Here is a 24,311-nt window from a genome sequence, read left to right as displayed (position 1 = left end):
CGCACCGATGAGCCGATCGGCGCGCCCGGGAAACATCACCGCCCGGTCCCGGAAACGCCGCCCTCCGACCATGGCGTCCATGCCTCACGTGATCGCCCTGACCGAGCCCGCACCACCGCGCTCCGATACGCGGCCGTCCGGCGGGGCGGTGTCCTGGGACGAGGCCCGCCGACGGGCCCACGCAGCCGCCGACCCCGTCCCCGCCCGCCGGGTTCCCCTGGCCGCAGCCGCCGGGCACACGCTCGCGGAGGACCTGCTCGCCCTCGGCCCGCTGCCCGCCTTCGACACGGCGGCCATGGACGGATTCGCCGTGGCCGGCCGAGGCCCTTGGGTCCTGCGGGGAAGCGCTCGGGCGGGCACCCCGTGGCCGGGCCTGCTCGGACCGGGCCACTGCGTCGAGATCTCCACCGGCGCCCACGTCCCGCCCGGCGCGTCCGCCGTACTGCCGCTGGAGGCGGCCTCGGTCACGGCCGGCCGCGTGTCGGGCCCCGCCCTCGCCGACGGCCGTCACGTCCGGCGTACGGGCGAGGACGCCGAGGCGGGTGCCCGGCTGGCCCCCGCCGGCACGCGGGTCGGACCGGCCCTGCTCGGGCTGGCCGCCACCGGCGGCCACGACACCCTGCCCGTACGGCCCGGTCCCCGCGTCACCGTCCTGGTGACGGGCGACGAGCTGGACCACACCGGCGTTCCCGCCGCCGGCCGGGTCCGCGACGCGCTCGGCCCGCTCCTGCCCGCCCTGATCACCGAACTCGGGGCGGAGACGGCCTCGCCGACGTACGTGAGAGACCGCCCCGGGCAACTGGCACAGGAGATCCGGAGCTCCTCCCCCGCCGACGTCATCGTGGTCACCGGCTCGACCTCGGTGGGGCCCACCGACCGGCTGCGCCGGCTGCTCGCCGATGACGGCGCCCGCATGGTGGTCGACACCGTCGCCTGCCGCCCGGGCCACCCCATGCTGCTGGCCGAACTCTCCCCGGCACGATGGGTCGTCGGGCTCCCGGGCAACCCGTACGCGGCCCTGGTGGCCGCCCGCACCCTCCTCGGCCCGCTCGTCGCGGGCCTGTCCGGACGCCGGCTCGGCCCGCTCGTCCCGATGCCCGTGCACGGACGAGTGAAGTCGACCCCCGGCCACACCCGTCTCGTTCCCGTCGCATGGAACGAGGACGGCTGCAGGATCGTCGGCGGACACCGCGCGGCGTTCCTGCGCGGAGCCGCCCGCGCCGACGCCCTGGCCGCGCTCGGACCCGACTGGACCGACGGCGCCCCGGCGCCTGTCATGTTGCCGGGGACATGAGCGGACTCCTCCCGCTCCACCAGCGTCAGGGATGGTCGACGTGGACGTTGGTCGGCTTCACCCGGGCGGTCACCGTGACCCCGACGCCGAGCGCCGGTTCCTCGACGGCCTCGCGGGTCACGGACGACACCGGCCGGTGCGGGCCGGACCGGACCGGACCTCCACCTGCGCGGCCACGTCGTCGACCCGTACGGCGGTAACGATCCCGACGAAGGGGTTCCGCACGGAGGCCGACACGCCGTCCTCCGGAACGGCGCGCAGACCCGCGCCCCTCTCCTGCGCGAAGGACGCCAACGCCCTGCCCCATGCCGTACGACGCCACCGTCGCACCTCAACGGGCTTTCTCGGGAACGTCCTTGAGGCGTGTGGGCCCGGAGGTTCAGCGGCCCGGCGGTTCGGCGATCGCGGGTCGGCCCGCATGCCACGCACGTGACCTCAGCCGTCACCGGAAGATCACGTATGCGACCCTGGAAAGCAAAGAAGGCCGCACAAGCGAGCCAAGAAGGGGATTTCCATACCGCACGATCGGCGAGGACGACGTCGCCTTCGCCGACTTCGGCCCGATCTTCGAGGAGTACGAGGCCGACTTCGGCCGCACCTACGTCTTCGGGGACGACCCGGACAAGCACCGGCTCCTCGCCGATCTCCCGCGCGTCTTCGACGCGGGCCGCGCCTCCTCCCGCGCGGACCGGGAGATCACCGGTGCCCGGCTCTACGCCGAGGTCGAGCGCCTGGCCGCCGCATCCGGCTGGGAGATCGGCATCTGGCACGCCGGTCACCTCGTCGGGGAGTTCCCGCACGAGACCAACGAAGGCGCCAAGGCCGAGTCCTACATCGCCCCGGACAACCACACACCGCTGCGCCGCACCGACCGGGCCGGCCGGCCCTGCCACTGGATCCTCGAGCTCCACTTCGTCGATCGGAGCAAGGGCTTCGGGGGCTTCTACGAGCAGCTTCTGGACCTGGCCTGATCATCCGGGCGACTCTTCCCATGCTCCCTTCGACCGGACCGGTAGGGGTCTCCGGATGGTCGGGCAGGGTGCGACAGCACGCCCCCGACAACCCGGACCGTGCCCCGATGCCGCAGCCCGCGCCCTTCTCACGGAAGTGAACTGCCGACGTGGACAACACCGTGAAGATCCGCCCCTTCGCACCCGCGGACGCTGTCGAGGTCACAGAACTCCTTCACCATGCCTATGGCGAACTGGCAGCGCTGGGGCTGAACTTCACCGCAGTCGACCAGGACCCCGCGACGACAGCGCGAAGGGCGGCAGCCGGGGCGTCCTGGGTCCTGCTCCGCCAAGGACGCATCACGGCGACCAGCACGATCTCCCTACCGCCCGAGATCGGCTTGCAGGAACTCACCGCGGAAGCCCGAACACCCGGACGCGCCTGGCTGAACCAGCTCGCCGTAGACCCTGGTCACCGAGGACAGGGCCTGGCCCGACTCCTGCGTGAGGAGGGTTTCCGGTGGGCCCGTCGCTCCGGTGCCACTTCCGTCGGCCTGGACACGGCACAGCCGGCCGGCCATCTCGTACAGCTCTACACCGGCTGGGGTTTCGTACACCGCGCCGTGATCCAATGGCCCGGCAAGACCTACCGCAGCGTGGTCATGACCCGTCCCCTATGAAGGCGCCACGACAAAGCGTGGGCACCGACCGATCCGGGGTCGGCGAGTGCAACGCCTTCGACAAGGACATCAACGACCTGAACATACTGCGCAACGCCCGGCGCTCCGTGCAGGCCGGCTCACCTCCAGGCCTCAACCGCATCGCCCATGACACCGTCGGCCCTCGCCCCGGACGCTGTCGCCGCCGAGATGAAGCGGCTGGCTGCAGCCGTGTCCGCTGGATCCTCGTAGGACCGACCGGCGTAGGTGCCAGTCCCACCGAAGTACTGGATGCGGCGAACGCCGACACGATCCGTGACGACGTACGCGCCTACGTGGTCGAGCACCTGCACGACACCGACGCCGTGCTCGTGGTCGACGAGACCGGCGACCTGAAGAAGGGCACCGCGACCGTTGGCGTTCAGCGCCGGCGCACCGGCACGGCCGGCCGCATCGAGAACGCCCGGGTCGCCGTCCGCCTCGTGCACTCCGCCGCCCGCGGGCACGCCGCCATCGACCGTGCCCTGTACGTCCCGCGCTCGTGGACCGAGGGCCCGGCACGATGCCGGGGCGCCGGCGCCCCCGACGGTCCGACCCTCGCCACCGAGCCCCGGCTCGCCGCCCGGATGGCCGCCCAGGCCCTGGACGCGGGAACCCCCGCCCGCCGGGTCGCGGGAGACGAGGTCTCCATCGTGCCTGCTGGTCCGCCGCAACCGCCGAACCGGCGAACTCGCCCTCCAGCCGCTGCTTCTCGCCCTCGCCGGTCCCACTGTCCGCCCTGGTACGGGTGGCCGGACGGCGCTGGACGGTGGAGGAGACCTTCCAGGCGGGCGAGGGCTTGACCGGCCTGGACGAGCATCAGGTCCGCCGCTGGATCTCATGGCACCGGTGGGTCACCCTCGCGACGCTCGCCCACGCCTTCCTCGCCATTACCGCGGCCGCCGAACACCATGACCGCCCTGCCCCTGACGGCTTGGTCCCCCTTGACCGGCGACGAGATCCAGCACCTGTCCGCGCCACTGATCAGCCCAGTTCACGACCTACGGCTGGAGCACCAGCCCGTATCGAGGTCCAGGACGACGGCCGAGGCGCCTGTCCCCGACCGGTCACCGGCCTCTCGGGCCCGGGGCGTTGAGAACGAGCAAGTTCCCGCATTGACTGCGATTCGCTCTTTGGAGCAGAAGCCCGACGTGTCCCTGCGGCAACGTCACCGGGCGGTCAGGACGTCGCTCCGACGGCCGCCGAAGTCCGCAAAGCCATCTTTCAGCCCTGTAGCGCGCATGGCCCGGCTCGCCGTAACACGCCCATCCGATTCAACCTCGCCTGAGCCGCCCCGCCCGCCAGTCAGGACTATCCGTGCCGCGCTTTTCCAGAACCGGCCGAGACCACTCCCTGCGTCAGTAACCGGATCGTCACGGAGAGCGCTATGGATGGGACATCGATCAGACAGCAGTTACGGTCGGTAATAGCTCGACAATCCTGAGTTTCGGACGCTCAAGATCGAAGCCGTCCGCCCTGGCCAGCGGGTCGGAGGCCACTCTTGCGGCCCGACCGCCGTCCCTCGTCGACCGCGCGTCCATCGGGTGAAAATCTCCCCTCGTTAACGCAGCCTTTAACAACGTTTCGGCAGGTCAGGCCGACAAAAACAGCGTAAAACGGATAACCCCAAGATGGGGGCTCCCCAAGCGGCACATCGTGGGCTTAACTTATGTGCCATGACCTCCCCCCGCTCCACCTATGGAGGCGGTTACCACACCGCGCCGTCCTTCCCGGACACCCCGATCTACGACTCCCTGGTCGCGGAGCGGGGCACGCCTCAGATCGCCCCGATCCGAGTGCCCGCCGCCTACGACACCGGCAGCAGCTTCCCCACCGCCGGAAGCGGCTCCTACCTGCCGGCGCTCCCCTCGGCGCTGCCCGCCCTCCCGGCGGCGCCCACCCCCCAGCCCGCCCCCGCCTACAACGGCGGCTACGGCTACCCGCAGCCCTCGCCGCAGATGGCCCCCGTCCCCCTCCAGCAGGCCCCTGCGCCGTACATCCCGCAGCAGCCGTCGGCCCCCCGCGGCTACCCGGCCGGCCAGTACCCGCAGCAGCCCCGGCCGGCGGCCGCCGGTTACGAGGCGATGCGTCCGGCGGCTCCCCGGCCCGCGCCGGTCCCGGCCCCCGCCCCGTACGCCGACCCGTACAACCGGCCCTACCAGGGCGGCAATTACTGACCGCCCCGGTAAAATCGGCGGGCCCCCCGGCCGGAGTGGCTGGCAGGATGACTCCATGTCCTCTCCCGTGCTCCGCTCCATCCACGTCCACCCGGTGAAGTCGATGCGCGCGCTGACGTTCCCGGAGGCCGAAGTACAGCCGTGGGGGCTGGCCGGGGACCGCCGCTGGATCGTCGTCGACGCGGCGGACAAGGTCGTCACCCAGCGCCGTCACCCCCGGACGGCGCTGGCCTCGGCCGAACCGCTGCCCGGCGGCGGGATCGTCCTGTCCGCCCCCGGGCACCCGCCGCTGGCGGTCGAGGTACCGCACCCCTCGGTCACCGTCACGGTGGACGTGTTCGACAAGCCCGTGGAGGCGGTCCCGGCCGGAGACGGCGCGGCCGCGTGGCTCTCGGCGTTCCTGGAGGGCGACTTCCGGCTCTTCCACATGGACGCGCCGGAGCACCGGCGTCCGGTGGACCCCGTGTACGCGCTGCCCGGCGAGACGGTGAGCTTCGCGGACGCCTATCCGCTGCTCGTCACCACCACCGCCTCGCTCGACGCCCTCAACTCCCTCATCGCCCGGGGCGACCGGGCCGAGGAGGGCCCCCTGCCGATGAACCGGTTCCGGCCGAACCTGGTCGTCGGGGGGACCGAGCCCTGGGCGGAGGACGCCTGGACCCGGATCGCCGTCGGGGAGGTCACCTTCCGGATCGCCCGGGCCTCCGGGCGGTGCGTCGTCACCACGACCGACCAGCTCACCGGCGCGCGGGGCAAGGAGCCGCTGCGGACCCTCGCCCGGCACCGTCAGCGCGACGGCCGGGTCATCTTCGGCCAGAACCTCGTCCCCGAGCACCCCGGCACGGTCCGGGTCGGCGACGCCGTCAAGATCCTCGACTGACCCGCCGGGCGGCGCGCGTCACACTTCGCCGGCCCGACGAGCGGGGAACCGGCCCCCGGGGCACACTCGTTGGAGGAGCGGCGACCGACGAGGGGGTCCTGACGTGCGCGCAGCCCTGGGAGTCCGGCGCTGGCGGCGCAATCCCCTGCGCCGGACCACGGACCTCGTCGAAGCCTGGATCGCCCTCACCGCGGTCGTGCTCCTCTGCGTCGCGGTGCCCCTGGTCGGCCTGCGCACCGGCACCTCCGCGCACGAGTCGCTCCGGCACGCGGTCCGCGCGCAGCAGGAGCTGCGGACGCCGACGACGGCCCGGGTGGTGCGGCCCGCCGACGCGCCCGCGAGCGGGCCCCGGACCGCCGAGTCCGGCGGGGAGGAGCGGCTCCGCCGTTCCGTGGTGGCCCGCTGGACCGCCCCGGACGGCTCGTCCCGCACGGGGACGGTGGCGACGGCCCGGCGGCACTCGGCCCCCGGCGACACCTTCTCCCTGTGGACGGACCGGGACGGGCGCCCGGTGGCGCCGCCGATGGGTGCGGAGACCGCCCGCGCGCACGCGATCACCGCCGGGCTCACGGCCGCGCTCCTCACCGGCCTCCTGGTGGAGACCGTCCGCCGGCTCGCGGTCCGCCGGCTCGTCCTGCTGCGGTACGCGCGCCTCGACCGCGCGTGGGCCGCGGCCGGTCCCGACTGGGGCCGCACCGGCACCGGAAGCTGACCGGGTCCGACCGGTCCCGACCGCTCCGGACCGGCCCGGACCGGCGGTGACGCACCCCGGGCACCCGGTGCGTTCCCGGTGGGGACGGGGGTACGCGACCCGTCAACCCCACACCGCCGCGCGCGCTACGGTGGGGCATCGGATCAGCGGCGAGGCATGAGGCGGGGGCAGGACACACCCATGGCACAGGGCACGGTCCAGGTGACGCACACCGGCACATCGCGGTGGCGGCGCCGCACGGGTGAGTACCCCTCCCTCGCCGCCGCCCTGGAGGCCGCGGGCGACGGGGACGTGCTCACCGTCGCCCCGGGGACCTACCGGGAGAACCTGGTGGTGCGGCGGGCCGTCACCCTGCGCGGCCCCGAGGGCGGGGCGGGGCCGGTCCGGATCGCTCCCCCGGACGGCGTCCCGCTGACCCTGCGCGCCTCCGCCGTCCTCCAGGACCTGCACGTCGAGGGCCAGGACGTGGCGGCGCCCGCACTGCTCGTCGAGGAGGGCACGCCCGAACTGCTCGACCTGCGGATCCTGACCCGGTCGGCCGCCGGGATCGAGGTGCGGGGCGCCGCCCGGCCCACGGTCCGGCGCTGCACCGTCGACAACGCGGCCGGGATCGGCATCGCCGTGCTGGACGGCGCGGGCGGGGTGTTCGAGGAGTGCGAGGTGGTGTCCGCCGGGCAGGCGGGCGTCTCGGTGCGCGGCGGCGCGCACCCGCGCCTGGAGCGCTGCCGGGTGCACCACGCCTCCGGCGCCGGGATCGCCGTCACCGGCGAGGGCAGCGCCCTGGAGGGCGTGGGCTGCGAGGTGTACGAGATCAAGGGCGCCGGGCTCCAGATCGCGTCCCGCGCCACCGCCCACCTCACCGACTCCTCGGTGCACCGCACGTCGGCGGACGGCATCACCCTCGACACCGACGCCGTCCTCACCCTCTCCGACTGCGACATCCACGACGTCCCGGAGAACGCGGTCGACCTGCGCTCGCGCTCGGTCCTGACGCTCACCCGGTCGACCGTCCGCCGCTTCGGCCGCAACGGCCTGTCGGTGTGGGACCCGGGAACCCGGGTGGACGCCAACCAGTGCGAGATCCACGACAGCACGGGCGACTACCCGGCGGTGTGGGTGAGCGACGGGGCGACCGCCGTCCTCGACGCCTGCCGGGTGCACGACGTGCCGGACGCGCTGTTCGTCCTCGACCGGGGCTCGCGCGTGGACGTGGTCGACAGCGACCTGTCCCAGGTGCGGAACACGGCGGTGTCGGTGAGCGACGGGGCGACGGCCCAGCTCGACGACTGCCGCATCCGGGAGGCGTCCACGGGCGCCTGGTTCCGGGACCACGGCAGCGGCGGCACCCTGGCCGGCTGCACGATCGACTCCGTGCAGACCGGGGTCATCGTCACCAAGGGCGCCGACCCCGCGATCGAGCGGTGCACGGTCACCTCGCCCGCCGAGGCCGGGTTCTACGTGTCGGCGGAGGGGCGCGGCTCCTTCCACGGCTGCCGGGTGACGGGCAGCGGCGGATACGGCTTCCACGTGACGGACGGCTGCCGGACGACCCTGCGCAAGTGCCGTACGGAGCGGTGCGCGCGCGGCGGTTACGAGTTCCCGGAGGAGGGCGCGGTCGCCGAGGAGTGCACCAGCGACGAGAGCGCGGTCCGCTCCTCCGTGCCCGACTCCTCCGCGTCCGGTCCCTCCCCGGCCGCCGGCGGCGGGGTCCTGACGGCCACGCGGACGGCCGGGCTGCTCGGCTCCGTACCGGCCTCACGTCTCCCGGCGGCGGCCCCCGAGCCGGAGCCCGTCCCGGCGGCCCGCTCCTCGCAGGACGTGCTCGGCGAACTGGACGCCCTGGTGGGTCTGGAGAGCGTCAAGCACGAGGTGCGGACCCTCACCAACATGATCGAGGTGGGGCGCAGGCGACAGGAGGCCGGGTTCAAGGCGGCCTCGGTCCGCCGCCACCTGGTCTTCACGGGGAACCCGGGCACGGGCAAGACGACGGTGGCCCGGCTGTACGGCGAGATCCTCGCCTCGCTGGGGGTCCTGGAGCGCGGGCACCTGGTGGAGGTGTCCCGGGTGGACCTGGTCGGCGAGCACATCGGCTCGACGGCGATCCGCACCCAGGAGGCCTTCGACCGGGCGCGCGGCGGGGTGCTGTTCGTCGACGAGGCGTACGCGCTGTCGCCGGAGGACTCGGGCCGTGACTTCGGGCGCGAGGCGATCGACACGCTGGTGAAGCTGATGGAGGACCACCGGGACGCGGTGGTGGTCATCGTCGCCGGGTACACGGCGGAGATGGAGCGCTTCCTCACCGTGAACCCGGGGGTGGCCTCGCGCTTCTCACGGACCATCACCTTCGGCGACTACGAGCCGGAGGAGCTGCTGCGGATCGTGGGGCAGCAGGCGGACGAGCACGAGTACCGGCTCGCCCCGGGCACGGACGAGGGGCTGCTCGCCTACTTCGCGAAGCTGCCCAAGGGCCCGGCCTTCGGCAACGGGCGCACGGCGCGGCAGACCTTCGAGTCGATGGTGGAGCGGCACGCGGGGCGGGTCGCCGCGCTCGACGAGCCGAGCACGGACGACCTGACCCTGCTCTATCCGGACGACTTGCCCGAGCTGCCCTGATCGGCCTCCCCCGGGCCGCGGGCACCTTGCTCCGAAGGGTCTGCCGGTTCCCCGGCCCCGCGCTGCCGGGGGACGGCGGACGGGAGGCGGTCGAGGAGGCCGGTGCGGCAGTGGGAGAACCCCGGGTCGGCCTGGTAGTCGGAGTGGCCCAGGATCGGCTCGGGCAGCGGGTGGTCACGGGTGCGTCCGTAGGCGACCGGGTCGAGCAGGACCGGTTCGTCGACGGCGGGCCGCCCGTCCTCGGCGACGACCCGGACGGGTCCGCCGATCGGGTCGGTGGCTCGGTGGAGGTTGCTCCAGCAGTGGACCGTGCGGTTCAGGGAGCGCAGCGCCTCGGGGCCGAAGTAGGCCGGGAACCAGCGTCCGTAGAGCCGCTCCAGGGGCGAGCCGTAGGTGAGCAGGGCGACCCGGCGGCGGGTGGCCGGCTTGAGCTGCCAGACGGCGGCGGCGGCCAGGACGCTGCCCTGGGAGTGCCCGGAGATGACGAGCCGGCCGCCGGTGCGCCGGGTCCAGGAGCTCATCCGCCAGGTGAGGTCGGGGACCGCGCGCTCGGCGTAGCAGGGCGGGGCGAAGGGGTGGGCGGCGCGGGGCCAGAAGGTGCCGACGTCCCAGAGGATGCCGATGGTGCGGCGGGCCGAGGGGTCCCGGTAGGCGCGGCGGCCCCAGGTGACGAAGAGCAGGAAGCCGAAGCCGATCATCCAGGAGCCGAGGGCCTGGGTGGCGGAGGCCAGGGCGGCGACGGCGGGGTGGGCGCCGTCGAAGGCCCGGCCCGGCACGTTTCCGCTGGCCCAGGCGCCGACGACGGAGGCGGCCCCGAGGAGCAGGGTGGCGCCGGAGACGACGCCGACGAGGACGGGCGCGGAGTCGGTGAGCGCCGCCCGGGCCCGGACGGTCGCGATCCGTCCCGTACGGACCGGGTCGCCCTCGCCGGCGGCGCCGTAGTCGGCCTCGACCTCGGAGCGCAGGCGCCGGGCGGCGAGCAGGGTCCGCGCGACGAGCAGGGCGGCGGGCACGGCGAGCAGCAGGAGCAGGACGGGGATCACGGACGCCTGCCAGCTGAGCAGGACGGGCGGGCTTATCCGGGGTCCGGGGTCGCCCATGCCGGGGGTGGCCGGTCCGTCGAGCCAGTCGGCGACGCGCTGGGCGACGCCGCCGGACATGACGCCGCCGAGGGCGCAGGCGAGCATGGCGACGGCGGGTCCGCCGAGTCCGTACAGGGCGGTGCGGGGGTCCCGGCGGGGGCGCTGGAGGAGGAGGGCGACCGCGCCGAGGGCGACGACGAGGGCGCCCTGGGCGACGGTGAGGGCGCTGAAGACGGCGTCGCCGGGGAGGGTCCCGGACGAGGTCCAGCCGGGGCGGGACCAACCCGCGTACAGGACGGTGGCGGCGAGCAGGGCGAGGGAGGCGCCGGGCAGCCAGGAGACCAGGGCGCGTTCGAGCCGCAGGTCGAGGTGGTTCTCGCTGCGCCCGCGCCGGCAGACGACCCAGAGGACGACGACGGCGAGGGCGGCGACGGCGGCCTGGAGGATCCGGCCGAGGACGGCTCCGGCTCCGGGCGCGGCGGTGTCGTGGCGGGCGGCGGCGGTGACGAGGGCGGCGGCGACGGTGAGGAACCCGGCGGCGGTGTGCGCGGCCCTGAGCCGGGCGACGATGCGGCGGCCGTACCAGAATCCGGGGCGGCCAAGGGCGGCGCGGGACCCCGCCTCGACGGCGGTGTCCCCCGGCGCCGCCGGCGGGTTGTCGTAGCCGGTGGGCGGGCGCTGGGCCTCGTACGCGCTCCAGGTCCGGTTGGACAGGTACCAGAGCAGGCCGACGAGGACGGTCGGCACGAGGGCGGCGACGGCGAGGCGGCGGCCGGGCACGGACCACCAGCCGCCGCGTTCGGCGGAGAGGAAGCCCAGCCAGGAGGCGGAGTCGACGCAGGCGGGGGCGGCGGCGCACTGCCAGGCCGTCAGGTCGAGCGCGACCTCGCAGGCGGCGGCGGTGAGCAGGACGGTGAGGGTGAGGGCGACCAGCCGGACGAGGACCCCGTAGAGCCGGGCGAGCCGGTGTCCGCCCCGGGCGGGCGGGCGCATCCAGTGCGCGAGGTTGGCGACCATGAACGGCAGGAGCAGCAGCCACAGGGCGCGGGTGCCGTCGCCGGAGGTGAGGTTGGACCAGCAGTACGCCTCCGGGACCGGGCGTCCGGCGTACCGCCCGGGGTGGTCCTCGGCGTCGGCGTCCTCGGTCCGCCGGTACACGGCGGCGGTCCTGTCGCCGGTGATCCGTAAGGTCCTGGGGTCGTCGAGCATGTCCTGGGGGGTGGCTCCGCCGACTCCGTGGACGAGGAGTTCGAGCGCCGCGTCCCCGCTCTCCGGGACGGGTGTGGCAGGGGACACTGGGGCGGCTCCCTCATGAGGTGGGAAGATGCGACGTCGGAGACAGGATCGCGGACGGCCGTGCGGCCGCGCACGGTCCCTCACCGAATTTCACCCTCATCCCCCCATCCCTCGTCCCCTGCGGAAGGACCGGCCCCGGCGGTGACTGACAACCAGAACCTCCTCGCGGAGCAGCGGCGCGCCCTGATCCTCGACGAGGTCCGGCGGCGCGGCGGTGTACGGGTCAACGAACTGACCCGCCGTCTGAGCGTCTCGGACATGACGATCCGCCGCGACCTGGACGCGCTGGCCCGGCAGGGCGTGCTGTCGAAGGTGCACGGCGGGGCCGTTCCGGTGGTCGAGGCGAGCACCCACGAGCCGGGTTTCGAGGCCAAGTCGGTGCTCGAACCGAGCGCCAAGGACGAGATCGCGCGGGCGGCGGCGGCTCTGGTGACGCCGGGCACGGCGCTCGCCCTGTCGGGCGGGACGACGACCTACGCGCTGGCGCGGCACCTGCTCGACGTGCCGGACCTGACGGTGGTGACCAACTCGGTGCGGGTCGCGGACGTGTTCCACGAGGCGGTGCGGGCCGGCGAGGCGCGGCGCGGGGCGGCGACGGTCGTCCTGACGGGCGGGGTGCGCACGCCGTCCGACGCGCTGGTGGGGCCGGTGGCGGACCGGGCGATCCGCTCGCTCCACTTCGACCTGCTCTTCCTCGGGGTGCACGGCGTCTCGGTGGAGGCCGGCCTGTCGACGCCGAACCTGGCGGAGGCCGAGACCAACACCTGTCTGATGCGTTCGGCGCGCCGGGTGGTGGTGGTCGCCGACCACACCAAGTGGGGGACGGTGGGACTGAGTTCGTTCGCCTCCTTGGACGAGGTGGACACATGGGTGACGGACGGGGGCCTGTCCGGGGGGACGCGGGCGGAGGTCGCGGAGCACGTGCCGGGGCTCGTGGTGGCGGGCGAGGAGCGGACGTGAGCCCCTTCCGGGTCGAGCGGACCGTGCCGTCGGCGCCGGAGGAGGTGTGGCGGCGGCTCACGGACTGGCCGGCGCACGGGCGGCTGGTGCCGCTGACCCGGACGAGGGTGCTGACGCCGGGGCCGAACGGCGTGGGCACCCGGTTCACCGCCCGGACCGGGATCGGCCGTCTGTCGTTCGACGACCCGATGGAGGTCGTGCGCTGGGAGCCCCCGGCGGCGGGCCGTCCCGGCGCGTGCCGCCTGGAGAAGCACGGCCGTGTCGTGCGGGGCTGGGCGCTGATCGAGGTGGCGGAGGCGCCCGGCGGCGGCTGCCGGGTGGTGTGGACGGAGGAGCTGGCGGTACGGGGCGTGCCGAGGGCCTTCGACCCGGTCCTGGCGCGGGCGGGGCGGGCGGTGTTCGGGCGGGCGGTGGACGGGCTGCTGCGGAAGCGCTGAGTCTCCGGGCCCTCGCGGACGCCGGTACCCGGCGTGGTGTTCGCCTCGACCGCGCCCGCACCCTGTGCTGTCGACAGCGTGTCGGTTAAGGTGCCCTTTCCGCCCGCGTCCCCCGGAGGTCCGGTCCATGGCACGCCGACTGAGGCCGGTGGAGGTCGACTTCACCGCGTCCGCGCCCGTCCGCCTGGTGTTCACGGCGGCGCTGGCCGCCCCGCCCGCGGCCGTCTACCGCTCCCTGGCCGTGGAGGTGGGGAGCACGCCCTCGTGGTTCACCGCGCTCGTCTCCGCCGTCCCGACGGGCGACGGGGCGGGCCGCAGCGTCCGGCTGCGGGGCGGGATCGTCCTGGAGGAGACGATCCTGGCCGCCGAGCCCGGGGTCCGCTACGCCTACCGGGTGGACACGACGAACGCCCCCGGCGTGACGGCCGTGGCGGAGGAGTGGGCCCTCTCCCCCGCCGGGCGGGGGACGTCGCTGCGGTGGACGATGGCCGCCGACGGCCCGGCCCCGTTCCGCCTCGCGCTGCGGCTCGCGCGGCCGGGCCTCGGACGGTCCTTCCGGGGCGCGGCGCGCCGCCTCGACCGGCGGCTCACTCCGGCCAGGCCCCCGTCGCCAGGAAGCTCTCGATAGCGGCGGCGTACGGGGCGATGTCGAGGCCCTGGGCGGCCAGCCAGTCGTCGGAGTAGTACTTGTCGAGGTAGCGGTCGCCGGGGTCGCAGAGCAGGGTGACGACGCTTCCGGTGCGCCCCTGCCCGACCATCTCGGCCACGATCTTGAAGGCGCTCCACAGGCCGGTGCCGGTGGAGCCGCCCGCCTTGCGGCCGATGGCCGTCTCCAGGGCGCGGACGGCGGCGACGCTCGCCGCGTCGGGGACCTTCATCATGCGGTCGACGGCCCCGGGCACGAAGCTCGGCTCCATGCGGGGGCGGCCGATGCCCTCGATGCGGGAGCCGCAGTCGGCGGTGGCGTGCGGGTCGTGGTGGGTCCAGCCGTCGAAGAAACAGGAGTTCTCGGGGTCGGCGACGCAGATCCGGGTGTCGTGCTGCATGTAGTGCACGTAGCGGGCGATGGTCGCCGAGGTGCCGCCGGTGCCCGCGGTGGCCACGATCCAGGTCGGCTCCGGGTACCGCTCCAGGCGGAGCTGCTGGTACATCGACTCGGCGATGTTGTTGTTGCCGCGCCAGTCGGTGGCCCGCTCCGCGTAGGTGAACTGGTCCATGTAGTGGCCGCCGGTCCGCTCGGCGAGGGCGGCGGACTCCTCGTACAGGGTGCGCGAGTCGTCGACGAAGTGGCAGCGCCCGCCGTGGAACTCGATGAGCCGGCACTTCTCGGGGCTGGTCGTGCGGGGCATGACGGCGATGAACGGGACGCCGATGAGCTTCGCGAAGTACGCCTCGGAGACGGCGGTCGAGCCGCTGGAGGCCTCGATGACGGGCCTGTCCGGGCGGATCCAGCCGTTGCACAGGCCGTACAGGAAGAGGGAGCGGGCGAGCCGGTGCTTGAGGCTGCCGGTGGGGTGGGTGGACTCGTCCTTGAGGTAGAGGTCGATGCCCCAGCGCTCGGGCAGCGGGAAGCGCAGCAGGTGGGTGTCGGCCGAGCGGTTGGCGTCGGCCTGGACCTTGCGGACGGCCTCCTTGAGCCAGGCCCGGTAGGCGGGGTCGCTGCGGTCGATGTCGACGGTCGCCGTGGCGGTGGCGACGCCCCCGGCGCCGGCCGCCGAACCGTTCTGCGCACTGTGCTCGGTGGTGCTCATCCGCGCTTCTCCTCGATCGCTTCCCCGGGGGCGCTCCCCCGGGTGCTCCACTGCCGACAATACCGCTCTCACCTGGGCAAACGTTCCCTTTGAGCTTCCATAGGGAAGACTTGCGGAAGGGTGTGCGAAAGGGGCCGCGCAAGGTCCACTGGTGCGGTCGCGGACGGCCCGGCACACTGGGAGCGACGACCCGGGGGAAACGGGCGGGAAGGGGCGGATCGGCATGCGGGGACCGGAGTTCAGCGCCAGGGGCGTGGAGATCAACCGCCGGCTGCGCTCGCTGACGCGCGCGGGCGAGGTGCGGATCGAGGACGGGCGGCTCGCCCTGCTCACCAGTTACGGCAGCGAGATCGACAGCGCGCCGGTGACGGCGGTGCGGGCGGGGCGCCCGTGGTTCGCGGGGCCGGACGAGGCGGTGGCGACCGTGAACGGCACCCGGTACCGGCTGACGCTGCACCGGGAGGGCCGGGACGGCGGCACGGCGGACTCCGGGGAGCCCGGGAAGTCCGAGGAGCCCGGGGAGTCGAAGAAGGAGTCGGGGCGCTTCCTCGCCGCGCTCGAGCGGGCGGCGCGACGGCGCTGACGCCCGGGGCGCGCGGGACGCGCGGGGCTCCCTGACCTGGCACGGTTCGCCGTGAGTTGCGGGACGGTCACCACTGGCCCACGCTGGAAGCACCTCACCGAGGGTTGTCAGGTGGTGACGCTACGTCGTGGTCATCACCCCACTGGACCGCACGAGAGATCCGAACCTTCGTCTTCTTCCGGACTACATTCGGGGAGTCGCAGCCGTGATCAGCGAACCGAGCAGGTACTACGCGGTGGAGCTCCAGGCCCTGCCGCAGCGGATCGGACAGGTCCGCAGGATTGTCTCGGCGCATCTGCGCCACTGGCATCTCGACCCCCTGGTCGACCATGCCCTGCTGGGAGTCACCGAGCTCCTGACCAACGTCCACCGGCACGCCCGGCCGGACAAGCGGTGCACCGTGGAGATCGAGCTGCTGCTCGACCGCCTCACGGTCTCCGTCAGGGACCACGACCCCCGCCCGCCGCGGACCGAGGGCCCGTTCGGCGACCCGGCCGACGGCTCCGCCGACGGATCCTCCGACGGTCTCGCGACCTCCGGCCGGGGCCTCGTCCTCGTCGGCGCGGTCAGCGAGAGCTGGGGCGTCCGGCCGTGCGGGGACGACGGGAAGGTCGTGTGGTTCACCCTCGCGGCGCCGCCCGCGGGCGGTCCCGTCGGGACGCGCGAGGAAGCCGTGTACGGCGCCGCGACCGAGGGCCCCTTCACCGGCTACGAGCGGGTGCCCGCCGTGCCCCTCGGCACCCCGGCCGACCCGGTCCTGAGCCCCGCCCCCGCGGTGGCCGCCGCCCGACCGGCCCTGGCGGGCTGAGGAACCCGGGCCGGCGGGGAGCCGGCCCGGCGGGCCCGGACCTCCGTCCCATCCTCACCGTCCCCCTCCCCCTCTTCCTTCTGTACCTACTGGTATGTACAGTGCGGCCATGGGGACGAACGACACCTCCGAGCGGCTGGTCGAGGCGACCCGCGAACTCCTGTGGGAGCGCGGCTACGTGGGCACCAGCCCCAAGGCCGTCCAGCAGGCGGCGGGCGCGGGCCAGGGCAGCATGTACCACCACTTCGCGGGCAAGCGGGACCTCGCCCTGGCGGCGATCCGGCGGACGGCCGAGGAGATGGACGCGGCGGCCCGGGCGGCCCTGGACGGCGGGGGGACGCCGTACGACCGGATCCGGGCGTACCTGCTGCGCGAGCGCGACGTCCTGCGCGGCTGCCCGGTGGGGCGGCTCACCATGGACCCCGAGGTGATCGCGGACCCGGAGCTGCGCGCCCCCGTCGAGGAGGTGCTCGACCGGTTGCGCGCCCGGCTCGCCGCGGTCGTCCGGGAGGGTCTGGAGAGCGGCGGCCCGGACGGCCCTCTCGACCCGGAGGAGACCGCGGCGACGATCGTGGCCACGGTGCAGGGCGGGTACGTACTGGCCCGGGCGACGGGATCGCCCGCGCCCTTCGACAGCGCCGTGCGCGGCCTGCTCGCGCTGCTCGCCCCGCGCCCGGCCCGCTGAGGCCGCCCCCTTGGGCCCGGCCCGCCGAGGGCCGATCCGCCGCGCCCGACCCGCCGAAGAGGAACCGGAGTCCGTTCCGTGCACGCGATGCAGTACGAGATCACGCTTCCCGCCGACTACGACATGGGGATCGTCCACGAGCGGGTGGCCACCCGGGGCCATCTGCTCGACGCCTTCCCGGGCCTCGGCCTGAAGGCGTACCTGGTCCGGGAGCGGGGCGCGGAGTCGCCCGTGAACCAGTACGCGCCGTTCTACCTGTGGGTCACGCCCGAGGGCATGAACTCCTTCCTCTGGGGCCCGGGCTTCCAGGGCGTCGTGAACGACTTCGGCCGGCCGGTGGTGCAGCACTGGACGGGCCTGGCGTACGGGGAGGGGCCCGCGTCCGCGTCGGTGCCGCGCGCCGCGACCCGGCTCAGGACCCCGCTCGGGGAGGCGGTCCCGCCGGGCGGGGCGGTGGCGGACGCGGTGGCCCGGCACGCGCGGGAGGCCCGGCGGGACGGGGTGGTGGCCTCGGCCCTCGCGGTGGACCCGCGCCACTGGGAGCTGCTCTCCTTCACCCTGTGGGCGGGCCCGGAGGCACCGGTCGGCGAGGGCGAGCGCTTCCGGGTGCTCCATCTGTCGGAGCCGGGACGGGCGGAGTTGGGGCGGGTGGGGCCCGGGCAGGTGGGGCCCCCGGCTCAGGCCGCGGCGACGAGGGTCAGATAGGCGATGCCGAGGACGCCCCGGTAGCCGTTCAGCCAGCCGGAGCGCTGCCGGTCGACGCGCTCGCGCGTCTCGGCGGCGAGCGGGTGGCCGGGGTTCGCGGCGAGCCAGACCTCCGTGTCGTAGCGGTAGCCGGACTCGAACTCCTCCCACTCCTCGGCGCTCGCCGTCTCAATCCAGGCGGGCCGGAACCCGGCCCCGATCGCGAGGTCGACGAGGGCGCCGAGGGAGAGGTGGTCGTCGGCGCGGGCGCCGGGCCACATGCCGGCCAGTTCGGTCTCGGTGGGGGTGCGCTCCCAGAAGCCCTCGCCCAGGACCACGCGGCCGCCGGGCCGGACGAGCCGGCGGAGTTCGCGCAGGGCGGCGGCAGGGTCGTGGGGCAGGTCGGGGTCGCAGAGCGCCTGACTGGAGCCGAGGCAGAGGATCGCGTCGACGGGGCCCCGGTCGGTGCCGAGCGCCGACTCCTCGACGAAGGTCGCGCGGCCGGCGAGCCCGCGCTCCTCGGCGAGGACGCGGCCGCGGGCCAGGTCCTCGGCGTTGATGTCGATCCCGGTCCCCTCGGCCCCGGGAGCCGCTTCGAGGAGGCGCAGGAGCAACTCGCCCCAGCCGCAGCCGATGTCGAGCGCGTCGGCGGGCCCGGCGGCGGCGAGCCGCCCCAGGATGCGGGCGGCACGCGCCTCGGAGAGCGGCCCGTGGAAGGTGAGGCTGCCGAGGCGCGGGGGAAGTGTGGAGTCGGAAGAGGTCATGGGGCGGAACGGTACGTCGTACGGCGGGACGGTCCCACCGGTTTTTCGGCGGAGGGGCAGGTGGGGGCGCGGGAGGGCGGAGGCCCGGTCACGGCGGAGGCCCGTCCCGGTCGGGCGGAAGACCGGTTCCGCGCCTAGCCTGGGGAGGATGTACACCACGCGCGTGTCCCGCCACGTCGACGCCCCGCCCCTGGCCGTCTACCGGACGCTCCTCGACCCGGAGGCCGTCGCGCACTGGCGGGTGCCGTACGGCATGACCTGCCGGGTGCACGAGTTCGACGCGCGCGAGGGGGGCGCGTTCCGGGTCTCGCTGCGGTACGAGGGGGAGGACGGCGCCGGGAAGTCGGGGCCGCGCACGGACACGTACCACGGCCGCTTCGTGGAGCTGGTGCCGGACGAACGGGTCGTCGAGATCGTCGAGTTCGAGACGGCGGACCCGCTGCTGCGGGGCGCCATGACCCTGACGACGACCCTGGTCCCGGACGGCGGCGGCACGGAGGTCCTGGTCGTCCACGAGGGCGTCCCGGACGCGGTCCCCGCCGCCGACAACGAGACCGGCACCCGGACGGCCCTGGACCGGCTGGCGGCGTTGCTGGAAGGACGCCCGGAGTAGTCGCGGGCCGGGCGGCTCAGACCGGTTCGCGGGAGAGGGCCGCCAGGGGGTCGTCCAGGACCGGCTGCCAGGCGAGTTCGGCGGCGCCCACGAGGCTGTTGTGGTCCAGGGTGCAGGGAAGGATCGGCACGCCGCCGCTGCGGCCCCAGAGGCTGCGGTCGGCGACGACCGCGCGGAGGCGCTCGGGGTCGGCGTCGAGGAGTTCGCGGTGGAGGCCGCCGAGGATGATCCGGTCCGGGTTGAGGATGTTCACCAGACCGGCGAGGCCGAGTCCGAGGCGGTCGATCAGCTCGCCCACGGCGACCCGGACGCCGGGGTCGTCCGGACTGGTGCGCAGCAGGTCGCGGGACTGCTGGAGCAGCGAGACCTCGGGGCCGGGGATGCGGCCGGCGGCCGTGAGGAAGGCGAGCGGGTCGGTCTCGACGTCGAGACAGCCGCGGCCGCCGCAGTGGCACGGGCGGCCCTCCGGGTTCACCGTCAGGTGGCCGACCTCCAGGGCGAGGCCCGCGCTGCCGGTGTGCAGGCGTCCGTCGAGGACGAGCGCGCCGCCGACGCCCCGGTGGCCGGTGGCCACGCAGAGCAGGTCCCGGGCGCCGCGGCCCGCGCCGTGGCGGTGCTCGGCGAGGGCGGCGAGGTTCACGTCGTTGCCGGTGAAGGCGGGGCCCTCGATGCCGGCCTCCCGCACCCGCTCGGCGAAGATCTGCCGGACCTGCGCCCCGGCGGGCCAGGCGAGGTGGAGCGGGTTGAGGGCGGTGCCCTCGGGCTCGGTCACCGCGGAGGGGGCGGCGAGGCCGGCTCCGACGCAGCGGCGGCCGCTCTCCGCCAGGAGGGCCGCTCCGGCGTCGACCACGGCCCCGAGGACCTGGGCGGGGTCGGCGGAGACGGTGACGCATCCGGGGACCGTGGCGACGATCGTGCCGCCGAGGCCGACGAGGGCGGCCCGGAAGCCGTCCGCGTGGACCTGCGCGGCGAGGGCGACGGGACCCTTCTCGTCGACGGCGAGCCGGTGCGAGGGACGGCCCTGGGAGCCCGCCGCGGCACCGGGGTTGGAGTCGACCCTGATGAGGCCGAGGGCCTCCAGCTCGGCGGCGACGGCCCCGGCGGTGGCGCGGGTGACGCCGAGTTCGGCGGTGAGGACGGCCCGGGTCGGTGCCCTGCCGGTGTGCACCAGCTCAAGTGCGGGGCCGAGCGCGTTGCGCCCCCTGTCCAGCCGTGTCCGGGTCGTCGTCGCCTTGCCGTTCATGGGGGCGAGTCTCCCATGATCGGACGGTGCCCCCGACCTCGCGGCCCGGTTGATTCCCCCGCCCCTCGCCCCTATCCTAAGTTTGTGCCGCTACTAAACAAAGTACGGACGGCCGCATCGGGGGGCCCCGGCGGAGACACCGCCGCCCGCTCCCTGTCCCGCCTCCGCTCCGCCCTGACCCTCTTCTTCGCCCTCGACGGCTTCCTGTTCGCCGGCTGGGTGGTCCGCATCCCCGCCGTCAAGGAGCAGACCGGCGCCTCCGCCGGGGACCTCGGCCTCGCGCTCCTCGGGGTGTCGGCCGGCGCCGTGGTGACCATGACGCTGACCGGGCGGCTCTGCCGCCGGTACGGCTCCCACGCCGTCACCGTCGCCACCGCCGTCCTCCTCTCGCTCTCCGTCGCCCTGCCCGCGCTCACCCGCTCCCCGCTCGCCCTCGGCCTCGTCCTGCTCGTCTTCGGGGCCGCGTACGGCGGGATCAACGTGGCCATGAACAGCGCCGCCGTGGACGTCGTGACCGCGCTGCGGCGCCCCGTGATGCCGAGTTTCCACGCCGCGTTCAGCCTCGGCGGCATGCTGGGGGCCGGGCTCGGCGGACTGCTCGCCGGCAGCCTCTCCCCCACCGCCCACCTCCTCGGCCTCACGCTCGTCGGCCTGGCCCTGACGGCCGCCGCCGGACCCGTGCTCCTGCGCCACCCCTCCCCCGCACCGCCCGAGGCCCTTCCGGCACGGTCCGCCGCGACCGCCGCCCCCGGCGCGCGGCCGGGGGCCCAGCGCCGCACGGTCCTCGTCTTCGGGGTGATCGCGCTCTGCACGGCGTACGGCGAGGGCGCGCTCGCCGACTGGGGCGCCCTCCACCTCACCCAGGACCTGCACGCCCACCCCGGGGTGGCCGCCGCCGGGTACTCCGTGTTCGCGCTGACCATGACCGTCGGCCGGCTCTCCGGCACCGCGCTGCTCGAACGCCTCGGCCAGACCCGCACCCTGGTCGCGGGCGGCGCGACCGCCGCCGCGGGCATGCTGCTGGGCGCGCTCGCGCCGACCGTCTGGGCCGCGCTCCTCGGCTTCGCCGTGACCGGCCTCGGCCTCGCCAACATCTTCCCCGTCGCCGTGGCCCGCGCCGGCGCGATCGCCGGCCCCGGCGGGGTGGCGACCGCGTCCACCCTCGGGTACGGCGGGATGCTGCTCGGCCCGCCCTCGATCGGCTTCCTCGCCGACTGGTTCTCCCTTCCGGCCGCGCTCACCACGGTCGCGGTGCTCGCCGCCGGGGCCGCGGTGATGGGCTATCTGGCCCGAGACACCGGGGCCCGGGGCGGCACCGGGTCCGTGGACGGGAACGGACCCGCGGACGGCGGGCGGGCTCAGGGCAGGGTCACCACCGTCGCCGCGTACGAGAGCCCCGCGCCGTAGCCGAGCAGCAGGGCCAGGTCGCCCGAGCGGGCCGCGCCGGTGTCGAGCAGGGCGTCCATGGCCAGCGGGACGGAGGCGCCCGAGGTGTTGCCGCTGGTGACCACGTCGCGGGCGACGGCCACCTCGGGCGGGAGGCCGAGGGAGGCGGCGAGGGCGTCGATGATGCGGGCGTTCGCCTGGTGCGGGATGAAGGCGCGCAGGTCGGAGGGGGTCACCCCGGAGGCGGCCAGGGCCTCGCGGGCGACCTCGGCCATCTCGTACACCGCCCAGCGGTAGACCTTCTGGCCCTCCTGGCGGAGGGCGGGCCAGCGCGGCGCGGGGTCGTCGCGCAGGGCGTTCCAGGGGACGGTCTGGGCGATGGCCTCGGCCTGGGAGCCGTCGGCGCCCCAGACGACGGGGCCGACGCCCGGCACGGGGGCGGGGCCGAGGACCACCGCTCCCGCGCCGTCGCCGAAGATGAAGGCCGTGGAGCGGTCCTCCAGGTCCAGCAGGTCGGTCATCCGCTCCGCGCCCACCACCAGGACGTGTCCGCCCCGGCTGCGGACCGCGTCGGCGGCGAGGGCGACGCCGTGGACGAAGCCCGCGCAGCCGGCGGAGACGTCGAAGGCGGCCGCGTGGACGGCCCCGATCCGGTGGGCGACCTCCGTGGCCGCCGCCGGCGTCTGGCGCAGGTGCGTGAAGGTGGCCAGGACGACGCAGTCGACGGCCTCGGGGTCGACTCCCGCCGTCGCGAGCGCCTTGGCGGAGGCGGCCTCGGCCATGTCGGTCAGGGATTCGCCGGGACCGGCCCAGCGCCGGGTGACGATGCCGGTGCGGGACCGGATCCACTCGTCGGACGAGTCGATGTACCGGGCCGCTTCCTCGTTGGTGACGATGCGTCGCGGCCGGTAGGAGCCCACGCCCAGGATCCTGGCGCCCGGTGCTCCGGTCGGTGAGGTGATCCGTGCCGTCATGAGTGCCCCTCCGGGTGGGACGGACGCGCGGCGGGTTACGCCGGCGTCACGGACATCGGGTGGCGGAAGTAGTTCGACGGGTCGTACGCCTTCTTCACCCGCTGCAGACGCGGGTGGTTGCCCTTGTAGTAGAGGGTCTGCCAGGGGATGCCCGAGGTGTTGACGGCGGGGTCCGCCATGTCGTTGTCGGGGTAGTTGATGTAGCAGCCGTCCGTCTGGCCGTCGAGGCCGGGCACTCCCCCGGTGGCGGCGTGCACCTGGGCGTACAGGCCGCGCAGCCAGCCCTGGTGGGCCGCGTCCTCGGCGGGGTTGGTCCAGAAGGTCTGGTAGAGCATCTTCACCACGGAGCTGCGCTGCGGGATCGCGGTGGCGTCCGGGGCGACCGCGTTGACCTGCCCGCCGAAGGAGAACAGCACCAGCATCGCGCGCGGGTTGCGGTACGCGGTCGTGGTCATCGACGCGTACAGGGCGTCCAGCTGGGCGTCGGTGAAGGCGGTCCGCACGTACGCCGACTTGTGCGCGCCGCGCAGGGTCGGGTCGTTGAGGACCGGGTTGATGGTGGCGACCATCGTGGTCTGCTGGAGCCAGGGCAGGGTGCGGGCCGGGGCGCGGACGGTGGTGACGCCGTCGAGGACCGCGTTCAGGTAGGCGTCGAGCCTCGCCTGCGCGTCGGGCAGGTCCGCGTCGATCTGGGTGACCAGGTTCAGGGCGGCGCTCGCGCTGGTGTAGACGTTGAGGATGGAGCCGAGCTCCTTGTACGGGGAGTCCGGCGCGCTGTTCTGCTCGTGCCAGGTGCTGAAGTTCTTGATCAGGCGGGTGAACGAGGTCCGGTCGAGCGCGGACCAGGGGATGGCCTGGACGTGGCTGAGGACCCGGGCGGGCGGGGCGGGCAGCTGGGTGGCGGCCGGGGCGGTGCGGGTGCTGCTCGGGGAGCGCAGCCAGTAGCGGGTGACGATGCCGAAGTTGCCGCCGCCGCCACCGGTGTGGGCCCACCACAGTTCGCGGTGCGGGGAGGAGGCGTCGCGGGTGGCCTTGACGATCCGGGTCGTGCCGGCGGCGTCGACGGTGACGACCTCGACGCCGTACAGGTGGTCGACGACCAGGCCGTCGCGGCGGGAGAGCACGCCGTAGCCGCCGCCCGCGATGTGGCCGCCGGCGCCGACGCCGTAGCAGACGCCGCCGGGGAGGGTGACGCCCCAGCCCTTGTAGAGCTTCTCGTAGACGGGCAGGAGGCGGGCGCCGGGTTCGACGGCGAAGGCCTTCATCGTGTCGTCGTAGCCGACGCAGGTCATCTCCGAGAGGTCGAGGATGACGTCGACGTCCGGTCGGCAGACGAAGTCGGCGAAGCAGTGGCCGCCGCTGCGGACCGAGACCCGCTTGCCGGCCCGGAAGGCCTCGCCCAGGGCCGCGGCGGCGTCGGCGGCGGAGCGGATCATCTTGACGTACTGCGGCCGGGCGACGAACCGCTGGTTGTTGCCGGTGGTCAGGTGGAGGTAGCGCGGGTCGGCCGGGAGGACCTTGTCCCCGGTCGGCGACGCGGTGGTCGCCCGCGCGGCGGGGGCGCCGGCCACGACGCCGCCGGCCAGTGCGGAGGCCGTGACGGCGGCCCCCCGTATCAGGGATCTTCGGTCGAGTGCTGTCATCGGTGGAACTCCTCGGAGCGCTTCGGAAGGGTGCGGGGCCGGGGGGCGGGGCCCCCCCGGCGGCGGGGCCCCCCGCCC

General features: G+C 74.7%; 22 protein-coding genes and 2 pseudogenes. 17 read left to right on the top strand and 7 right to left on the bottom strand.

The features are described 5' to 3' along the window. The first annotated feature begins 79 nt into the window (after nucleotides 1-79). A complete protein-coding gene (locus tag ACWGSR_RS34270) occupies nucleotides 80-1,294 on the top strand; it encodes a molybdopterin molybdotransferase MoeA (RefSeq protein WP_453572648.1) in 1,215 nt (404 codons plus the stop codon). Between the two features lie 25 nt (nucleotides 1,295-1,319). Here ACWGSR_RS34270 and ACWGSR_RS34265 read toward each other — a convergent pair. Continuing rightward, nucleotides 1,320-1,714: pseudogene (locus ACWGSR_RS34265) on the bottom strand (TOBE domain-containing protein). Between ACWGSR_RS34265 and ACWGSR_RS34260 the strand changes: the two are divergent. The 7 genes and pseudogenes from ACWGSR_RS34260 (at nucleotide 1,660) to ACWGSR_RS34230 (ending at nucleotide 9,324) form a co-directional block, all read left to right on the top strand. After that, nucleotides 1,660-2,265, top strand: coding sequence for a M24 family metallopeptidase (locus tag ACWGSR_RS34260; RefSeq protein ID WP_453572645.1), 606 nt, complete (start codon nucleotides 1,660-1,662; stop codon nucleotides 2,263-2,265). The pseudogene ACWGSR_RS34265 and the gene ACWGSR_RS34260 overlap by 55 nt on opposite strands. A gap of 149 nt (nucleotides 2,266-2,414) precedes the next feature. Further along, entirely contained in the window at nucleotides 2,415-2,924 is a 510-nt protein-coding gene (locus ACWGSR_RS34255) for a GNAT family N-acetyltransferase (RefSeq protein WP_453572642.1), read from the top strand. Between the two features lie 278 nt (nucleotides 2,925-3,202). Next, nucleotides 3,203-3,946 (top strand): annotated as a pseudogene (locus ACWGSR_RS34250) (transposase); the annotation flags it as partial. Between the two features lie 672 nt (nucleotides 3,947-4,618). Beyond that, the gene (locus ACWGSR_RS34245; RefSeq protein ID WP_376237309.1) at nucleotides 4,619-5,119 is read left to right on the top strand and encodes a DUF6643 family protein; all 501 of its coding nucleotides are present in this window, start codon (nucleotides 4,619-4,621) and stop codon (nucleotides 5,117-5,119) included. Between the two features lie 55 nt (nucleotides 5,120-5,174). Next, nucleotides 5,175-5,999, top strand: coding sequence for an MOSC domain-containing protein (locus ACWGSR_RS34240; protein WP_453572639.1), 825 nt, complete (start codon nucleotides 5,175-5,177; stop codon nucleotides 5,997-5,999). Nucleotides 6,000-6,102: 103 nt separating this feature from the next. Continuing rightward, a complete protein-coding gene (locus ACWGSR_RS34235) occupies nucleotides 6,103-6,711 on the top strand; it encodes an Rv1733c family protein (RefSeq protein WP_376237314.1) in 609 nt (202 codons plus the stop codon). 180 nt (nucleotides 6,712-6,891) lie between these two features. Next, on the top strand, nucleotides 6,892-9,324 hold the full coding sequence (locus ACWGSR_RS34230) for a right-handed parallel beta-helix repeat-containing protein (RefSeq protein ID WP_453572636.1): 2,433 nt from the start codon (nucleotides 6,892-6,894) through the stop codon (nucleotides 9,322-9,324). On the opposite strand, the gene ACWGSR_RS34225 is transcribed toward ACWGSR_RS34230, so the two are convergent. Next, entirely contained in the window at nucleotides 9,294-11,702 is a 2,409-nt protein-coding gene (locus ACWGSR_RS34225) for a hypothetical protein (RefSeq protein WP_376237319.1), read from the bottom strand. The genes ACWGSR_RS34230 and ACWGSR_RS34225 overlap by 31 nt on opposite strands. A gap of 141 nt (nucleotides 11,703-11,843) precedes the next feature. On the opposite strand from ACWGSR_RS34225, the gene ACWGSR_RS34220 reads away from it, so the two are divergent. From ACWGSR_RS34220 to ACWGSR_RS34210, 3 genes are all read left to right on the top strand, one after another. Beyond that, entirely contained in the window at nucleotides 11,844-12,662 is an 819-nt protein-coding gene (locus tag ACWGSR_RS34220) for a DeoR/GlpR family DNA-binding transcription regulator (RefSeq protein WP_376237322.1), read from the top strand. Then, nucleotides 12,659-13,099: an SRPBCC family protein gene (locus tag ACWGSR_RS34215; protein ID WP_453572632.1), complete on the top strand. Its 441-nt coding sequence runs from the start codon at nucleotides 12,659-12,661 to the stop codon at nucleotides 13,097-13,099. Before ACWGSR_RS34220 ends, ACWGSR_RS34215 begins: the two co-directional genes overlap by 4 nt. A gap of 127 nt (nucleotides 13,100-13,226) precedes the next feature. After that, on the top strand, nucleotides 13,227-13,727 hold the full coding sequence (locus ACWGSR_RS34210) for an SRPBCC family protein (RefSeq protein ID WP_376237326.1): 501 nt from the start codon (nucleotides 13,227-13,229) through the stop codon (nucleotides 13,725-13,727). On the opposite strand, the gene ACWGSR_RS34205 is transcribed toward ACWGSR_RS34210, so the two are convergent. Further along, nucleotides 13,687-14,850 (bottom strand): PLP-dependent cysteine synthase family protein, encoded by a 1,164-nt coding sequence (locus ACWGSR_RS34205; RefSeq protein WP_453572629.1) that lies wholly within the window; start codon nucleotides 14,848-14,850, stop codon nucleotides 13,687-13,689. The two genes, ACWGSR_RS34210 and ACWGSR_RS34205, sit on opposite strands and share 41 nt — an antisense overlap. Nucleotides 14,851-15,073: 223 nt before the next feature. Between ACWGSR_RS34205 and ACWGSR_RS34200 the strand changes: the two genes are divergently transcribed. From ACWGSR_RS34200 to ACWGSR_RS34185, 4 genes are all read left to right on the top strand, one after another. After that, complete coding sequence (locus ACWGSR_RS34200) at nucleotides 15,074-15,433, top strand: hypothetical protein (protein ID WP_453572626.1); 360 nt, start codon at nucleotides 15,074-15,076, stop codon at nucleotides 15,431-15,433. 205 nt (nucleotides 15,434-15,638) lie between these two features. Then, nucleotides 15,639-16,241, top strand: a complete 603-nt coding sequence (locus ACWGSR_RS34195) for an ATP-binding protein (protein WP_376237335.1) — start codon at nucleotides 15,639-15,641, stop codon at nucleotides 16,239-16,241. A gap of 94 nt (nucleotides 16,242-16,335) precedes the next feature. Further along, a complete protein-coding gene (locus ACWGSR_RS34190) occupies nucleotides 16,336-16,926 on the top strand; it encodes a TetR/AcrR family transcriptional regulator (RefSeq protein ID WP_376237337.1) in 591 nt (196 codons plus the stop codon). Between the two features lie 78 nt (nucleotides 16,927-17,004). Continuing rightward, a complete protein-coding gene (locus ACWGSR_RS34185; RefSeq protein WP_453572622.1) occupies nucleotides 17,005-17,631 on the top strand; it encodes a DUF4865 family protein in 627 nt (208 codons plus the stop codon). On the opposite strand, the gene ACWGSR_RS34180 is transcribed toward ACWGSR_RS34185, so the two are convergent. Continuing rightward, on the bottom strand, nucleotides 17,604-18,374 hold the full coding sequence (locus ACWGSR_RS34180) for an SAM-dependent methyltransferase (RefSeq protein ID WP_376237342.1): 771 nt from the start codon (nucleotides 18,372-18,374) through the stop codon (nucleotides 17,604-17,606). The two genes, ACWGSR_RS34185 and ACWGSR_RS34180, sit on opposite strands and share 28 nt — an antisense overlap. A gap of 148 nt (nucleotides 18,375-18,522) precedes the next feature. On the opposite strand from ACWGSR_RS34180, the gene ACWGSR_RS34175 reads away from it, so the two are divergent. Continuing rightward, the gene (locus ACWGSR_RS34175) at nucleotides 18,523-18,987 is read left to right on the top strand and encodes an SRPBCC family protein (protein WP_453572619.1); all 465 of its coding nucleotides are present in this window, start codon (nucleotides 18,523-18,525) and stop codon (nucleotides 18,985-18,987) included. Nucleotides 18,988-19,003: 16 nt separating this feature from the next. Here the strand turns inward: ACWGSR_RS34175 and ACWGSR_RS34170 are convergent, their stop codons facing one another. Further along, on the bottom strand, nucleotides 19,004-20,230 hold the full coding sequence (locus ACWGSR_RS34170) for an ROK family protein (RefSeq protein ID WP_453572616.1): 1,227 nt from the start codon (nucleotides 20,228-20,230) through the stop codon (nucleotides 19,004-19,006). A gap of 84 nt (nucleotides 20,231-20,314) precedes the next feature. Between ACWGSR_RS34170 and ACWGSR_RS34165 the strand changes: the two genes are divergently transcribed. Then, the gene (locus ACWGSR_RS34165) at nucleotides 20,315-21,637 is read left to right on the top strand and encodes an MFS transporter (protein ID WP_453572613.1); all 1,323 of its coding nucleotides are present in this window, start codon (nucleotides 20,315-20,317) and stop codon (nucleotides 21,635-21,637) included. Here the strand turns inward: ACWGSR_RS34165 and ACWGSR_RS34160 are convergent. Both ACWGSR_RS34160 and ACWGSR_RS34155 read right to left on the bottom strand, forming a co-directional pair. Further along, nucleotides 21,589-22,590: a beta-ketoacyl-ACP synthase III gene (locus ACWGSR_RS34160; RefSeq protein WP_376237353.1), complete on the bottom strand. Its 1,002-nt coding sequence runs from the start codon at nucleotides 22,588-22,590 to the stop codon at nucleotides 21,589-21,591. The two genes, ACWGSR_RS34165 and ACWGSR_RS34160, sit on opposite strands and share 49 nt — an antisense overlap. Nucleotides 22,591-22,625: 35 nt before the next feature. After that, nucleotides 22,626-24,233, bottom strand: a complete 1,608-nt coding sequence (locus ACWGSR_RS34155; protein ID WP_376237356.1) for an FAD-binding protein — start codon at nucleotides 24,231-24,233, stop codon at nucleotides 22,626-22,628. Nucleotides 24,234-24,311 lie beyond the last annotated feature (78 nt).

This window comes from Streptomyces sp. NPDC055632 (assembly GCF_053618675.1).
This window is presented reverse-complemented; position numbering and strand designations above follow the sequence as displayed.